Here is a 14,594-nt window from a genome sequence, read left to right as displayed (position 1 = left end):
AGGCCTGACAGGCCTGCATCAATGCATCCTTGCAAGAGGTCATTCAAATGGTGTGTTGTTTTGTCACGGATGTTTGTCACCCATGTGTATGGGGGACTGCCATGAACGACCAGTTGTTTTGCGGCTTGGCGCTCCTGCCTAAGCGATGTGTGAATATTAAGCGCCTCACCCGGTCATTGTTAGCGAGATAAACTGGCCTACACGTTCAAAAAATGTGAATGATGTTTTGTGGGGAGGAAGCAGGCAGGTTGGAGGGGGGTCACCCTTCCGGAGAGAGGTGCATGTCCCAGACCTGACACCGGATTGTCACATCCGGTGCGTACTGTGCGGCTTCATTTTCACACTTGTTCAAGGATGACTATGTTTCGCGTTTCCTCCCTTGCCGCCTGCGTGGCGGCCACCCTGCTGAGCGGCTGCCATTCGGGCAATGACTCCTCCTCGCCCGCCGTCGGCGACTATCAATACAGCACCAAGGCGGTCTATGCCGCCCGTCAGGCAATGAACAGCTATGAGGTTGCCCCTGAAGGCTTTAGTCCCGTCTTCACCGAACTGGTGGCACGCCACGGCTCCCGCTCGCTGTCCAGCCCCAAATACGACGTGCTGACCAAGCTGGTGTGGGAGGAGGCCGCGAGACAGGGGGCCTTGACCGAGCTGGGCCAACGGCTCGGCGCCAAGGTGGACGCCGTCACGGCCGCCAACCAGACCCTCGGCTATGGCCTGCTGAGTGCGCTCGGCAAGGAGGAGCACGCCAACCTGGCGACCCGGCTCGCCGAACGGCTGCCCATCCTGCTGACCGCTGAATCGACTCCCCTCTGCCTCAAGGTCGAGACATCGGGCAAGGATCGCGCCAACGAAAGCGCCTACTTCTTCATGCAGAGCCTGGCCAAACGGGTCTCTCTGGTGACAGACAGCCCCGACTGTTACGTAAGCCAGGAGAACCCTTCCGAGATCGACAAGGGGCTGCGCAACAAGTTCGAGCTCTACTTCCACAAGACCGAGCCGCAGGGGGAGTACACCCGGTATCTGCCCACCTTCCAGGCCTATCAGGCCTTTGTCGGGGACGAAGACAACGGGGTGGCTCCCGCTCCCGAGCTGACCGAGGCCCTCGATGCGCTCAAGGCCCTGCCCAGGACCCGGGTGATGGCCCGCGAGATGCTCGAGCGTCTCTACAGCAAGGCCTTCGTCGACGAGCTGGCCGCCGGGGTGGATTACGTGGCGGTGAATCCGGAAGACGGCGGCAAGACCCATGTGCGCGACGAGGTGGACGCCGCCCTCATGCTCTACAACCTCTTCATCATCGGCCCGGGGATGATCCGGGAGGCGCAGGCACAAGGCGGGTCCTGGGATCTCGAGCAGTTCATCACGCCAGAGGAGTCTGCCTGGTTCTCCTACCTTTCCGATGCCGAGGACTTCTATGAGAAGGGGCCGAGTCTTGCCAGCCAGAGCGCCACCTACGCCGTGGCCCAGCCCCTGCTTGACGGCCTCTTCAACGAGGTTCAGACCCAGGTGGTGGAAGAGGCGGGTGAGCATGTCGCCAAGCTGCGCTTCGCCCATGCGGAGACCCTGATCCCGCTGGCGGCCCTGATGAAGCTGGAAGGGAGCCGCCAGAGCGCCCAGCCCGGCGTGCTGATGAGCCAGGAAAACAACGAATGGCGTGGCGGCTGGGTCTCTCCCTATGCGGCCAACATCCAGTGGGATGTCTACCGCAACGAGGCCGGCCGGGTGCTGGTGAAGATGCTTTACAACGAGAAGGAGCTCGCCTTCAAGGCAGGTTGCGCCCCCATTGCTGTGGGCAGCTTCTTCTATGACTTCGGCGAGCTCAAACGCTGTTACGACTACTCGTCCTGACGCGCTCGTACCATCCCCGGGGCCGGTCATCGCCGGCCCCGATTTTTTTGGTTCAGGCGGAGCCGGCTTGTCGACGACCCGCCTGCCAGGTGGTGCCCATGGAGGCGGCGATGATGGCGGTTATCCCGAGCCATTGGGACGGGGGCAATTGTTCGCCCAGCCATACCAGTCCCATCAAGGCTCCCATGGCCGGTTCACCGCTGGTGAGAATGCCGTAGCTCTTGAGGGGAAGGCGGCGCAGGGCAAACATCTCGAGAGAGTAGGGGATGGCGCTCGAGAGCAGCCCCACCCCGATGATGGTGAGGATCACGGGGACGGTGAATGACGCCTCGATCGCACCCTCCAGCCCGAAGGGCAATACCAGCAGGGTGCCCACCCACATGCCCAGCGCCGGAGCCTGTGAGCCCAGCAAGGCTCCTGCCCGCTTTCCGGTGAGCATATAGAGCCCCCAGAAGAGGCCAGCCCCGAGAGCCAGTGCTGCACCCAGGGGATCGATGGCCTGCTGTGTTGCCCGCAGGGGCAAGAGCAGCAGCAGCCCGGCGATGGCCAGTATCAGCCAGATGAAGTCTGCCCGGTGGCGTGAGGAGAGCAGGGCCACCGTCAGGGGGCCGATGAACTCGATGGCCAGGGCAACGCCGAGGGGAATGCGTGCGATGGCGAGATAGAAGAGCAGGTTCATGGCCCCAAGCGACAGGCCGTAGGGGATGGCGCCCAGCAGGGTGCGTCGGTCGAGGGGGGCACGCCAGATGCGAAACACCAGGGAGAGAAGGAGGGCGGCGCACCCCAGCCGGAACAGGGTCGTGCCTGCGGCTCCGAGCAGGGGAAACAGGGATTTGGCTAGGGAGGCGCCGAGGGTGATCGACAACATGGCGAGCAGGACGGCCAGAAGAGAGGAGAGGGCATTGGGATTGGGTTGCATGGTGTTCATACCGAGCAGGACGATGGGCAGTAAAATATATCTGGAGACTTGGGTAAAACCGGTCTAATACTGGCCTTGTGCGATAATTTTTATCTAATGAACCCCATGACCGACAAATTTGATCTGCTCATCCTCGCCGAGCTGCAACAGGATGCCCGTCTGCCCACGACGGAGCTGGCCCACAGGGTCGGTCTTTCCGCCCCAGCTTGCTACCGCCGCGTCCGCGCCTTGCGGGAGTCCGGTCTCATCGAGCGGGAAGTGGCGCTGGTGGCACCGTCCACCATGGGCTGGCCCATCACCATGCTGGTGCTGGTGACCCTGGAGCGGGATCATGGCCGCATCGTCGATGAGATGATCGCCAGCCTGCAGCGGGAACCCGAGGTGATGGATCTCTGGTATGTGACGGGGGAGCAGGACTTCGTGCTGCAAGTGGCCGCCAGGGACATGCAAAGTTACGAGCAGTTCACCCGTCGGGTGCTCCATGCCAGGGATCAGGTACGCAGTTTCAAGACTCTGGTGGCCATGGGACAGCACAAGCGTTGCGGCGCCTTGCTGCCCGGGTAAAGAGGGGGTTGCGCCGAAGCCTTGCCGGCAGAGCGCCGTCAGGGAAAGGAACAGGGGCAGGTACGGCCTGCCCCCTCTGTGTCAGCCTGGTTCCCCGGGCGCCAGCTCCTCTGCCGTCATGGGGCGCAAGACCCGGCAGGGATTGCCGACCGCCACTACGCCTGCCGGAATGTCTCTGGTGACAACGGACCCCGCCCCGATGACGCTGTTGTCCCCTATGGTGACGCCCGGGCAGATGACGACGCTGCCCCCAATCCAGACGTTGTTGCCGATACGCACCGGTTTGCCGAACTCCACCCCCTTGATGCGCGGCGCTACCGCCACCGGGTGGGTAGCGGTGTAGATCTGCACTCCAGGGGCCAGCAGCACGTTGTCGCCTATGTGTACCTCGCACACATCCAGGATGGTGCAGTTGAAATTGGCGTAGAAATTCTCGCCGACAAAGATGTTGGCGCCATAGTCGCAGAAGAAGGGGGGCGTGATGAAACAGCGTTCTGCGCGGCCACCCAGCAGGCGGGTGAGGCGCTCATCCCAGTCAGGGGCATCGGTTCGCTCCCGGTTCAGTTCTCCCAGCAGGGCGCGGCACTGCTCCCGCGCAGCCCGCAGTTCGGGGTCCCCTGCATCATAGGGCGCTCCCGCCACCATCTTCTGCCACTCGGGGCCACGCACGGCGGGCCGCTGCACTGTTGTTGCGTCAGTCATCATTGCTCCATCAGCCAGATCAGGGATTCGTAAGGGCGCAGCTTGCAGGATTGCGGGCGGGCCGGGCTATCCGGGTAGTTGCCAAGCAGCAGCCGCGCCTCCCCGCTTTGCAGCTCGGCAGGCAAGGCAAACTCCACCGGCTCGCCGTAGAAGTTGCTCACCACCAGCAGGGTCTGACCGTGGGCGCGGCGGGCATAGGCCCAGATCTGCGGGTGCCCGGTCAGCAGCTCCTGATAATCCCCCTGAGTGAAGATGGGGTGCGCCTTGCGAAGGGCGATGAGATCCCGATAGTGCCAGAACACCGAGTGCTGGTCGGCGAGCGCCGCCTCGGCGTTGATCTCGGGGTAGTTGGCGGCTGGCTTGAGCCAGGGCGTCCCGCTGGTGAAACCGGCGTTGGGGGCGGCACTCCACTGCATCGGGGTGCGCGAGTTGTCCCGGGACTTGGCGCCGAGAATGGCGAGGATCTCGGCCTCGCTCATCCCTTCCGCCTGCTTGATGGCGAAGATGTTGCGGCTCTCCACATCCTGATAGTCGTCGATGTGCTGATAGCCGGGGTTGGTCATGCCGATCTCCTCCCCCTGATAGATGTAGGGGGTGCCTTGCAGGCCGTGCAGCGTGCTGGCCAGCATTTTGGCGGCGACCACCCTATGCTCGCCCTCATCGCCGAAACGGGAGGCGATGCGCGGCTGATCGTGGTTGCACCAGAACAGCGCCGACCACCCCTTGCCATGCATACCGCTCTGCCAGTGGTTGAAGATGCGCTTGAGTTCGAGGAAATCGAACGGGGCCTTGGTCCACTTGTCGCCGCCCGGGTAATCCACCTTGAGGTGATGGAAGTTGAACACCATGGAGAGCTCGGAACCATCCAGCGCGCCATAGCGCTGGCAGTGTTCCAGGCTGGTGGAAGACATCTCGCCCACCGTCATGGCCCCCACGGGGGCGAAGACGTCGCGGCTCACATCCTGCAAAAATTCGTGGATGCGCGGCCCGTCGGTGTAGAAGCGGCGGCCATCCCCCACCTCGTCGTCAGGGAATGCCTGATCCTTGGAGATGAGGTTGATGACGTCGAGGCGGAAACCGTCGACCCCTTTCTTCGCCCAGAAATGGATGATCTTCTTCACCTCGGCGCGCACGGCCGGGTTCTCCCAGTTGAGATCCGCCTGCTCGCGGGCAAAGAGGTGCAGGTAGTACTGGCCGGTGGCCGGATCCAGCTCCCAGGCGCTGCCGCCAAACTTGGATTGCCAGTTGTTGGGCACGCCGCCGTCCACCGGATCTTTCCAGATGTAGTAGTCGCGATAGGGGCTGTGCTTGTCCCCCAGCGCCGACTTGAACCAGGCGTGCTCGGTGGAGGTGTGATTCACCACGATATCCATCACGATGCGGATGCCGCGCGCATGGGCGGCGCCCAGCAGGGCCTCGAAATCGCTCATGGTGCCGTAGGCGGGATCTATGTTGAGGTAATCGGCGATGTCGTAGCCGTTGTCCACCTGGGGGGAGACGTAGACCGGGGTCAGCCAGAGGGCATCGACCCCCAGCGTCTTGAGATAGTCGAGGCGGGCCATGATCCCCTTGAGATCACCGGTGCCACGGGCGCCGGAATCCTGAAAGCTTTTGGGGTAGATCTGGTAAATCACGGCGCTTTGCCACCAGGGTGTCTGTGTCATGGTTGGTTCGCTCATTGGTTGAAACCGGATTAGTTGGAACAGGGCAACGATAAAGGGCGGAGCCAGGGCTCCGCCGAGGTTGTGTGGATCAGGCCGTGGCCAGATCCAGCTTGCCGGCAGCCTGCTGGCGCTTGTAGACCAGCAGGGTCAGCAGGGCGGGGACCACGATGGCCACCAGCATGGCGACGGCGTAGATGCCCCAGTATTGCGGCTGGATGGAGAGGATGCCCGGCAGGCCGCCCACCCCGATGCCGTTGGCCATCACACCGGTGAAGCCGCAGATGAGAGCCGCACAGCTTGAGCCCACCATGGCGCACAGCATGGGGAACTTGTACTTGAGGTTGATGCCGTACATGGCCGGCTCGGTCACCCCGAGATAGGCGGAGATGGCGGCCGGGACCGAGATCTCCCGCTCGTTCTCCTTGCGGCTGATCAGGATGATGCCGACGACCGCAGACGCCTGGGCGATGTTGGAGAGGGCGATCAGCGGCCAGATGGGGGTGCCGCCCATGCTCTGCATCAGTTGCAGGTCCACCGCGTTGGTGGTGTGGTGGATGCCGGTGATGACCAGGGGCGCATAGAGGAAGCCGAACAGGGCGGCGCCGATGGGGGCAAACGAACCCGTCATGGCCGCCTTGGCGGCAAAGCCGACGCCGTCACCAATCCAGCGGCCGAACGGACCGATCAGGGCGTGGGCCACGATCACCGCCAGCAGCAGGGAGATGAAGGGCACAATCACCAGGTAGAGATAGGCCGGGATGATGCGCTTGAGGCTGGTCTCCACCCAGGCGAGGAAGACACCCGCCAGCAGGGCCGGAATGACCTGGGCCTGATACCCTACCTTCTGGATGACGAAGAGGCCGAAGTCCCACACTTCCGGGGTCTGCTGGCCGATGCCATAGGCGTTCATCAGTTGCGGCGACACCAGCGTGATACCCAGCACGATGCCGAGGATCTCGGAGCCGCCCATCTTCTTCACCGCAGACCAGCAGACACCCACCGGCAGGAAGTGGAAGATGGCTTCACCCAGCAGCCAGAGGAAGGCGTGCACCTGGGCCCAGAACTGGCTGATCTCGGTGAGGGTGTGGGTGCCGTCGTCGAACATCTTGATGTCGCCGATGACGTTGCGAAAGCCCAGGATCAGACCACCGGTGATGATGGCGGGCAGCAGGGGGACGAAGATCTCCGCCAGGTGGGAGATGCCGCGCTCCAACGGGTTCATGTTGTGGCGGGCGGCCTGCTTGGCGGCCTCCTTGCTGCCACCGCTCACGCCGATCTCCTGGGTGAGCGCCTTGTACCACTGATCCACCTCGTTGCCGATCACCACCTGGAACTGGCCGCCCTGGGTGAAGCTCCCCTTCACCGAAGGGATGGTCTCGATGGCCTTGGGGTCGGCCTTGGCCGGATCGGCCAGCACGAACCTGAGCCGGGTCAGGCAGTGGCTGACAGTGGTGATGTTCTCTTTGCCGCCGATCCGCTCGATCAGCTGCGCCAGATGCTGTGTGTTGACTTTTGACATGAGCCTTCCCTCTGTGACTCCATGAATAATGGTCGTGTCTTTACCGGCTGGCCAAGGACCGCCCGTTTATTGGTATCGTTCCGAATCAGCATGAAGCCAGTGGCTGGCATCGGCAATGGGAACGTTCCCAATTCGTGGCGCTGGTCACAAAAAGCGCAAAACGCCGGGAATGGAGGAAAAGATAGACTACAGGGGCTGACAGGGGGCGATGGTCGCTCTGGGGGGCTGCCCCTCTTCAATCTGATCGAGCAGCTGTCTGGCGGCCAGTATACCGGCATCCTTGTAGCCGAAATCCAGGCTGAGGGTGTTGGCAAAGAGGAAAGTCAGCATGGGATTGCTGCCAAGGCCGCTCACCAGGATGTCGGTGCGACCCTGCTCCTGCAGGTATTTGGCGGCGCCGATGGCCAGGGTGTCGCTGGCACAGACCATGGCCTGAGTGGTGGGGGTGAGCAGCTCGGCCGCGAGCCGATAGCCGCTTTGCAGACCGAGATCCCCGAGGGCGCTGCGGGGCGTGCGCCCCTGTTCCCGACAGTAGTCGAGGTAAGCCTGATGCCGACGCAACCCGGTGGTGAGATCGCTGCGTTCCACCCCGAGATAGGCGACCTCGGTCAGGCCACGCTCCCCGAGGTGGGCAAGCACGGCGCGCACCGCCCCGTCATCGTCGAAGCAGACCGACGAGAAGCCGGGGCGCTCGCGGGCCATCAGCACCAGTTTCTCCCTGAGCGGCGCCATGGCGGCATAGTCCAGATCGTTGAAGGCAAACAGGATGATGCCGTCCACCCCGCGCCGTTCCAGCACCGCCAGGTGCTCGCTCACCTTGGCGGGGGAGAACTTGCTCTCCATCAGCACGGCGTCGTAGCCACGCTGGTAGAGGGTCTCCAGCATGCCTCGCACCGCCTGGTTCTCGGAGCTGGAGTCGAGGCGCGACACCACGATGCCGACCACCTGCTGGCTCTGGCTGCGCATGGCCCGCGCCGATTTGCTCGGCACGAAACCGTGCTGGGCGATCACCGATTCGACCCTGGCCCTGGTCTGGGCATTGACCTTGGGATCCTGATTGAGCACCCGGGAGACGGTCGACTTGCCGACCCCGCTGAGGCGAGCGATATCGAGGATGGTCAGTTTCTTTTCCATGGGGGATCCGTGACAGGGGAGGGCGACAACCGGGATGCAGACATTGTTGTGATTAACTCCTGTGAATACAAGCCCATGGCGTTAGAATGCCCTTTCCCAGGCGACTTTCTTCGCCGTTGCACAGGACGCGCATCATGGATCTGTTGGCAAGTCTGCACTTCTCTCTCTCCATCACGGGCCCCATCTGTCTGGTGCTGGTACTCGGCATCTGGCTCAAGCGGCTGGGTCTCTTGCCCGACAGCTTCGTCGAGTCCGCCTCCCGTCTGGTGTTCCAGGTCACCCTGCCAGCTCTGTTGTTTCTGAGCATGGTGCGCACCGATTTTTCCACCATGCCGAGCCCCTGGCTCATCCTCTACGGCCTGCTCGGCACCCTCGCCGGTTTCCTGGTGCTGGAGGTGCTGGCGGCCCGTTTCATCAGCGAGCAGAAACTGCGGGGCATCTTCGTGCAGGGCAGTTTTCGCGGCAACATGGGGATCATGGGGCTGGCCTATGTGCAAAACGCCTACGGCCCGGAGGGGATAGGGGCCGCCGCCCTGCTGGTGGGCTCCATCACAGTGCTCTACAACATCCTCGCGGTGATCACCCTGACCCGCAGCCTGGGGGGCGGAAAGGGGCTCGCCCCCATACTCAAGGGGATCGTCAAAAACCCCCTCATCATCGCCATTCTGGCGGCCCTGCCCTTCGGTCTGCTCGGCATCGAACTGCCCCAGCTGGTCATCAGCACGGGCAACTATTTCGCCAACATGACCCTGCCGCTGGCCCTGCTTTGCACCGGCGCCAGCCTCAACCTCAAGGCCCTGCGCGGCGGCGCCATGCTGACTGGCTGGGCCACGGTCAACCGGTTGTGCTGCATCCCCGTGCTGCTGGTGCTGGGGGCCTGGGCGCTCGGCTTCAGCCCTCAGGCCCTCGGCATCCTGTTCCTCATCAGCTCTACCCCCACCGCCGCCGCCAGCTATGTGATGACCCGTGCCATGGGGGGTGACAGTGCCCTCGCGGCCAACATCATCGCCACCACCACCCTGGGCTCGCTCGTCACCACCAGCCTGGGGGCCACCCTGATGAACTACCTGGGACTGATGGGGTGATGGGGCGCCGCCATGATGCACGACCCGGGGTTGACGGGATCGGCATTCGCCCTTGACCTTGCCGGAGGCGGCAGCTTTAGGTTGAGGTCACATCGACAGAGGAGAGAGCCCATGACCATCGAACTCACCGTTACCGGCATGTCCTGCGGCGGCTGCGCTGCCAGCCTGCAAAAGGCCTTGCTGGCTCAGCCGTCAGTCCGCACCGCCACGGTCGACTTTGCCAGCCGCCAGGCCGTCATCGAGAGTGAGCTGAGCAAAGCCGAGTTGATCGCCCTGATCGAGGCGAGAGGCTTTCAGGTAGAGTGAATTATCACTTAATTGGTATAAATCAGACTAATATTCTGTTTACTTCTTTTTATTGGTGAGAGTGATCACTTAAATCCCGTTTGAAAAGAATAAAAATGCTGCAATTCCCTCATCCAAAAGGATTGCAGCATGACCCTTCCCATTCGCAAGACCCTGATCGCCGCCGTACTCGGCCTGACCCTCTCCCCCATGGCCATGGCGCTGCCCAGCGTGCACATTCTGGCCACCGGCGGCACCATCGCCGGGGCGGGCCAGTCCGCCACCCAGTCCAACTACGAGGCAGGCAAGGTGGCCATCGAGACGCTGATCGCCGCCGTGCCCGAGATGAAAAACGTGGCCGACGTGCAGGGTGAGCAGGTGGTCAAGATCGGCTCCCAGGACATGAACGACGAGGTGTGGCTCACGCTCGCCAAGCGCGTCAACGCGCTGCTGGCCAGGGATGACGTGGACGGCATCGTCATCACCCACGGCACCGACACCATGGAGGAGACCGCCTACTTCCTCAATCTGACCGTCAAGAGCGACAAGCCGGTGGTGCTGGTGGGCGCCATGCGCCCCTCCACCGCCATGAGCGCCGACGGCCCCATGAACCTCTACAACGCCGTGGTGACTGCCTCCGACCCCGCCTCAAAGGGACGTGGCGTCATGGTGGCGATGAACGACACCGTGCTGGATGCCCGGGACGTCACCAAGACAAACACCACAGGAGTGCAGACCTTTGCTTCCCCCAACTTCGGCCCGCTCGGCTACCTCCACAACGGCAAGATCGACTACCAGCGCAGCCCGGCCCGCCAGCACACCAGCAAGACCCCGTTCGATGTGAGCAAGCTCGACAAGTTGCCCCAGGTCGGCATCGTCTACAGCTACGCCAACGCCTCGGATCTGCCGGCCAAGGCCCTGGTGGATGCCAAGTTCGACGGCATCGTCAGCGCCGGGGTGGGCAACGGCAACCTCTACCACACCCTGTTCGACACCCTGGCCAAGGCGAGCAAGGACGGCATTCGCGTGGTGCGTTCCGCCCGCGTGCCGACCGGCTCTACCACCCTGGATGCGGAGATCGATGATGCCAAGTACGGCTTCGTCGCCGCCGAGACCCTCAACCCGCAGAAAGCGCGGGTGCTGCTGATGCTCGCCCTGACCCAGAGCAAGGATCCGGCCCAGATCCAGCGCTGGTTCCAGCAGTTCTGAGACCTCGGATCGGTCTGATTGACACTACCCCGTGAGATGAAGGGCAGGATGGGATCCTGCCCTTTCTTGTTGCGCCAGAGGCAGAGGCCGGCCCTCAGCTCATCATCAGCCAGCCGCAGAAACCCAGGTAAACCAGCCCCACCAGGGCGAGCCTGCCCGCCGTCATCCGCTCCCGACTGAACCCCCTCCACAGCAGCGCGACCGCCAGCAGCGTCACCAGGGAGGAGGCCATCATGGTGCTGTCCAGCAGCCAGGGGGTGAACAGCAGGCAGAACGCCTTGGGAATGGTGCCCTGGATCATCATGGCGCCGGAGATATTCGCCAGTGCCAGCCGGTGCTTGCCCTGCCGCACCCAGATGAGCACGTTCATCAGCTCGGGCATTTCGGTGGCCACCGGGCTCAGCAGCAGGGCGGCCACTACCGGAGAGAGACCGAACAGCTCGCCCATGTTCTCCAGCTGGTGAACGAACAGCTGGGCCGCCAGCGCCACCACACCGAGCGCCACCAGGGTTTGCAGCAGCACCTTGCCGAGCGCCGGGATCCTGGTGTGCGGATCCAGCTTGAGGGGGGAGGGCAATTCGGCATCGTGGCTGTCGGTCTGTTTCAGCTCACGTCGCACATAGAGGAGGTACATCAGCACGAACAGGGGGGCCAGCCAGGTTTTATCGGTGAAGGCCATCATGCCAAGCAGCACGGCCAGCAGGAAGATACCGGCAAACCAGGCCTGATCGCGGCCTATCTCGCGCTGCACCTCACCATGAATGACCCTGTGCCCATGGTCCAGGCACAGCAGCAGGGTCACGCCAACGGCTGCATAGCCAAGGGTGGAGAGCACCAGGGGACCGCCGAGGGCCGCACCTATGCCTATCTGCTGCTGGGCGGGGGCATCCCCCATCAGCAGGGCGGTCAGGGTGACGATACATTCGGGCAGGGCCGTGCCGAGGGCCGCCAGCAGAGAACCGGTGGCACTTTGGGACAGTTTGAAATGATGGCCGGTCCATTCGATGCCGTTGACGAAGTATTCGCAGGCCAGATAGATGGTGACGGCAGAGATCAGAAATAACAGCAGGGTGATCAGCATGATGAGTAACCGCCAGGCGAGCAGAACAACCGATGGACCCGATACGGCTCGCCCGGCTGGCGTGCATATCGGGGCCAAAGGTCTTGCAGGACGATAGGTGCTATCGCCGCCCATGCCATGGATCTGCGGATCCAAGAGTGTTGACATGGGCCCTGCCCGGATTTCGGGCGGGTTGCTACTCCCCAGTGACAGTGCGGGCTTTTTACCAAGTGGCTCGGTGAGGCGCAAGACCAACAGGGGATGATCCGCGCGACAAGTTGTAAAAGGATGTGACAACCCTCGACTCTCCCGTCCGGGATCCTGATCTTTTTACGGGGATCCTTGTGCTGGCACAGCGATTGCTATGAGTTGGCTACTGTCCACATTGACTTGGGAAGGGTGAACGATGAAACGGTGGATCCAACATTTTTACCAGCTTAATCGCCTCAACTGGCTGATGGTCTGGCTGCTGCTCTGCTGCAGCATCATCCTGCTGTTTCCGGCCGGATTGATGAAAGGTGCCGTGAGCCAGTGGGCCACGGCTCATGCGGCCTGGCTTGGAGTCGGCATGTTGATCGCCATCTCCTATTTCTGCAGTCAGGGCTTCCTGATCGCCTGGGAGTGGGCCTGTGACGAGTGGCAGTCCCGCCGCCAGCAGGATCAGCTGGCCCAGATGATTGGCTTCCTCGACTTCAACGAGAAGGCGGTGCTGCGGGAGTTCGTACTGCAACGGAAAAGCGTCATAAACCTGCCGATCACCGAACCCGCCGTCAAAAACCTGATGGATGCCGGCGTGCTCACCTACGCCTACGGCAAGCCGGCGCGAGAGAAGGAGGACGAGAACCAGATCCGCGCCCTGATGATCGCCCTGCCGGCTCGCCCTCTGCTGACCTACAAGGTTCTGGGACTGTCGCGGGGCAAGATGAGCGACGAGCAGGTGGAGCAGATCATGAATGCCAGGCCCAAATTCGCGCAGAAAAGCCTCCAGCGCTGACCTTCTCCCCCCATGAAAGAAAAGAGCCGGACATCTGTTCCGGCTCTTTGCTGTCTGGCGTTGCTTATTCGGTTCTGGCCTTGAGGTAGCCGGCGTAGTCGGGCACCTGGACGCTGAATGCCTGCTGCATGTGCGGGCTGTCCATGATGAAGTCCGCCGTCGCCTCGTTGGTGGCGACCGGGATGTTCCAGACGGCCGCGAGGCGCAGCAGGGCCTTGACGTCAGGATCGTGGGCGGCGGGATTGAGGGGATCCCAGAAGAAGATCATCACGTCTATCTTCCCTTCGGCGATGAGGGCGCCGAGCTGCTGATCCCCTCCCATGGGGCCGGAGAAGAGGCAGGTAATGGGCAGCTGCGCCTTCTTGCCGAGCAGGGTGCCCGTGGTGCCGGTCGCATAGAGATGGTGGAGCTTGAGCTCCTCCTTGCGGCGCAGCACCCAGTTCAGCAGAGGGGCTTTCATGTTGTCGTGAGCCACCAGGGCAACCCGTTTGTGGGGCGCCATCTCGCGTGCAATCAGTTCCATGGAGGTCATCCGTAGCAAAATGATGGGAATGGGGTCGTATCCTAATCGAAAGCGGCGCCTGCCGCTGCCCCATGCATCGTAACTGTGATCCCGGAGGCGGTTCAATCCGGCGCCTGCCATCCTGACAGCCTCTGGCCTGCCTTGTCAGCAACCAGGTTGGCTACCGTATCGTTGGGCAAGATCTCTGCCGCTGGTGCCATGAAAAAACCCGCCAGGGCGGGTTGGGATTGTCTCTTGATGTCATCTAGATTCAGGATGACTCGGCATGGAGCTGGGATTGCTGGTAGTTTTCCAGACCGATGCGGGCGATGAGATCGAGCTGGGTTTCCAGCCAGTCCACATGCTCCTCTTCATCCTCCAGGATCTCCTGGAACAGGTCACGGCTGACGTAGTCCTGCACGGACTCGGCATAGGTGATGGCGACTTTCAGGTCGGGGATGGCGTCCATCTCCAGAGACAAGTCACAGCGCAGCATCTCTTCCACCGTCTCACCGATGCGCAGCTTGCCCAGATCCTGCAAGTTGGGCAGCCCTTCCAGAAACAGCACCCGCTTGACCAGCTCGTCGGCATGTTTCATCTCATCGATGGATTCGTGATACTCCTTGTGCCCCAGCCCCTTGAGGCCCCAGTCATCATAGATGCGGGCATGCAGGAAGTATTGGTTGATGGCAACCAGCTCATTGGCCAGCACCTTGTTGAGGTGGGCAATGATTTTGGGATCTCCTTTCATCGACATTACTCCTCGTGTTCGAGCCTAGGCAACGATCACTAGAGCTTAGTCCAGAAACATGACCATAACGTGATGGGGAAAGTCGTCCCCTGGAGGGCAGAAGGAGAGATGAAGACGAGAAGTCGGCGGTTTTACGCCACTTCGTAATAGAGCGGTGCCTGCTCTGACTCCATCTTGTCGATTTCGGTAGCGATGATCTCCATCGCCATGCGCACACATTTACCACATTGAGTACCGACTTCCAGCGACTGTTTCAACTGTCGGAATTCAGTCTTGCCTGCCTGTACCGCCTTGCGGATCTGGTTATCTGTGATGCCGCGGCACAAACACACGTACATAATCTGGACCTCATGCTGGA

15 protein-coding genes and 1 riboswitch are annotated in these 14,594 nt (G+C 62.2%); of the genes, 6 read left to right on the top strand and 9 right to left on the bottom strand.

Annotated features, from left to right (window positions below; translation table 11 throughout):
- Positions 1-354 precede the first annotated feature (354 nt).
- A complete protein-coding gene (locus tag PG892_RS09075; protein ID WP_103858510.1) occupies positions 355-1,848 on the top strand; it encodes a histidine-type phosphatase in 1,494 nt (497 codons plus the stop codon).
- 52 nt (positions 1,849-1,900) lie between these two features.
- On the opposite strand, the gene PG892_RS09070 is transcribed toward PG892_RS09075, so the two are convergent.
- Positions 1,901-2,776 carry an EamA family transporter gene (locus tag PG892_RS09070; protein WP_103858511.1) on the bottom strand — a complete coding sequence of 292 codons (876 nt, stop codon included), beginning with the start codon at positions 2,774-2,776 and terminating at the stop codon, positions 1,901-1,903.
- Between the two features lie 96 nt (positions 2,777-2,872).
- Between PG892_RS09070 and PG892_RS09065 the strand changes: the two genes are divergently transcribed.
- Positions 2,873-3,331, top strand: coding sequence for an Lrp/AsnC family transcriptional regulator (locus PG892_RS09065; protein ID WP_103858512.1), 459 nt, complete (start codon positions 2,873-2,875; stop codon positions 3,329-3,331).
- Between the two features lie 81 nt (positions 3,332-3,412).
- On the opposite strand, the gene PG892_RS09060 is transcribed toward PG892_RS09065, so the two are convergent.
- The 4 genes from PG892_RS09060 to treR form a co-directional block, all read right to left on the bottom strand.
- Positions 3,413-4,033 carry a sugar O-acetyltransferase gene (locus tag PG892_RS09060; RefSeq protein ID WP_043152895.1) on the bottom strand — a complete coding sequence of 207 codons (621 nt, stop codon included), beginning with the start codon at positions 4,031-4,033 and terminating at the stop codon, positions 3,413-3,415.
- Positions 4,033-5,697 carry an alpha,alpha-phosphotrehalase gene (gene treC / locus PG892_RS09055; RefSeq protein ID WP_103858513.1) on the bottom strand — a complete coding sequence of 555 codons (1,665 nt, stop codon included), beginning with the start codon at positions 5,695-5,697 and terminating at the stop codon, positions 4,033-4,035. Before treC ends, PG892_RS09060 begins: the two co-directional genes overlap by 1 nt.
- An 88-nt stretch (positions 5,698-5,785) precedes the next feature.
- The gene (treB, locus tag PG892_RS09050; RefSeq protein WP_113978228.1) at positions 5,786-7,216 is read right to left on the bottom strand and encodes a PTS trehalose transporter subunit IIBC; all 1,431 of its coding nucleotides are present in this window, start codon (positions 7,214-7,216) and stop codon (positions 5,786-5,788) included.
- A 186-nt stretch (positions 7,217-7,402) separates the two neighbouring features.
- Positions 7,403-8,350, bottom strand: a complete 948-nt coding sequence (gene treR, locus PG892_RS09045) for a trehalose operon repressor TreR (protein WP_041211765.1) — start codon at positions 8,348-8,350, stop codon at positions 7,403-7,405.
- A 134-nt stretch (positions 8,351-8,484) separates the two neighbouring features.
- On the opposite strand from treR, the gene PG892_RS09040 reads away from it, so the two are divergent.
- The 3 genes from PG892_RS09040 to ansB all read left to right on the top strand — a co-directional run bounded on the left by PG892_RS09040 (position 8,485) and on the right by ansB (position 10,929).
- Positions 8,485-9,435, top strand: coding sequence for an AEC family transporter (locus PG892_RS09040; RefSeq protein ID WP_113978225.1), 951 nt, complete (start codon positions 8,485-8,487; stop codon positions 9,433-9,435).
- 111 nt (positions 9,436-9,546) lie between these two features.
- A complete protein-coding gene (locus PG892_RS09035) occupies positions 9,547-9,741 on the top strand; it encodes a heavy-metal-associated domain-containing protein (protein ID WP_042864882.1) in 195 nt (64 codons plus the stop codon).
- 129 nt (positions 9,742-9,870) lie between these two features.
- On the top strand, positions 9,871-10,929 hold the full coding sequence (gene ansB / locus PG892_RS09030) for an L-asparaginase 2 (RefSeq protein ID WP_223933334.1): 1,059 nt from the start codon (positions 9,871-9,873) through the stop codon (positions 10,927-10,929).
- A 94-nt stretch (positions 10,930-11,023) separates the two neighbouring features.
- On the opposite strand, the gene PG892_RS09025 is transcribed toward ansB, so the two are convergent.
- Positions 11,024-12,010, bottom strand: coding sequence for a sodium:calcium antiporter (locus tag PG892_RS09025; protein ID WP_246878069.1), 987 nt, complete (start codon positions 12,008-12,010; stop codon positions 11,024-11,026).
- A gap of 88 nt (positions 12,011-12,098) precedes the next feature.
- Positions 12,099-12,206, bottom strand: a riboswitch (yybP-ykoY riboswitch).
- Between the two features lie 189 nt (positions 12,207-12,395).
- Between PG892_RS09025 and PG892_RS09020 the strand changes: the two genes are divergently transcribed.
- Positions 12,396-12,983 (top strand): superinfection exclusion B family protein, encoded by a 588-nt coding sequence (locus PG892_RS09020; RefSeq protein WP_041213974.1) that lies wholly within the window; start codon positions 12,396-12,398, stop codon positions 12,981-12,983.
- 64 nt (positions 12,984-13,047) lie between these two features.
- Here PG892_RS09020 and PG892_RS09015 read toward each other — a convergent pair whose 3' ends face one another.
- The 3 genes from PG892_RS09015 to PG892_RS09005 form a co-directional block, all read right to left on the bottom strand.
- Positions 13,048-13,506 (bottom strand): methylglyoxal synthase, encoded by a 459-nt coding sequence (locus PG892_RS09015; protein WP_041211864.1) that lies wholly within the window; start codon positions 13,504-13,506, stop codon positions 13,048-13,050.
- Between the two features lie 250 nt (positions 13,507-13,756).
- Entirely contained in the window at positions 13,757-14,236 is a 480-nt protein-coding gene (gene bfr, locus PG892_RS09010) for a bacterioferritin (RefSeq protein WP_010675778.1), read from the bottom strand.
- Positions 14,237-14,367: 131 nt separating this feature from the next.
- Positions 14,368-14,574 carry a bacterioferritin-associated ferredoxin gene (locus PG892_RS09005; protein WP_039039715.1) on the bottom strand — a complete coding sequence of 69 codons (207 nt, stop codon included), beginning with the start codon at positions 14,572-14,574 and terminating at the stop codon, positions 14,368-14,370.
- Positions 14,575-14,594: the final 20 nt, after the last annotated feature.

The sequence above is a fragment of the Aeromonas sp. QDB68 genome (genome assembly GCF_027707405.1).
Classification (GTDB): Bacteria; Pseudomonadota; Gammaproteobacteria; order Enterobacterales; family Aeromonadaceae; genus Aeromonas; species Aeromonas caviae.
This window is presented reverse-complemented; position numbering and strand designations above follow the sequence as displayed.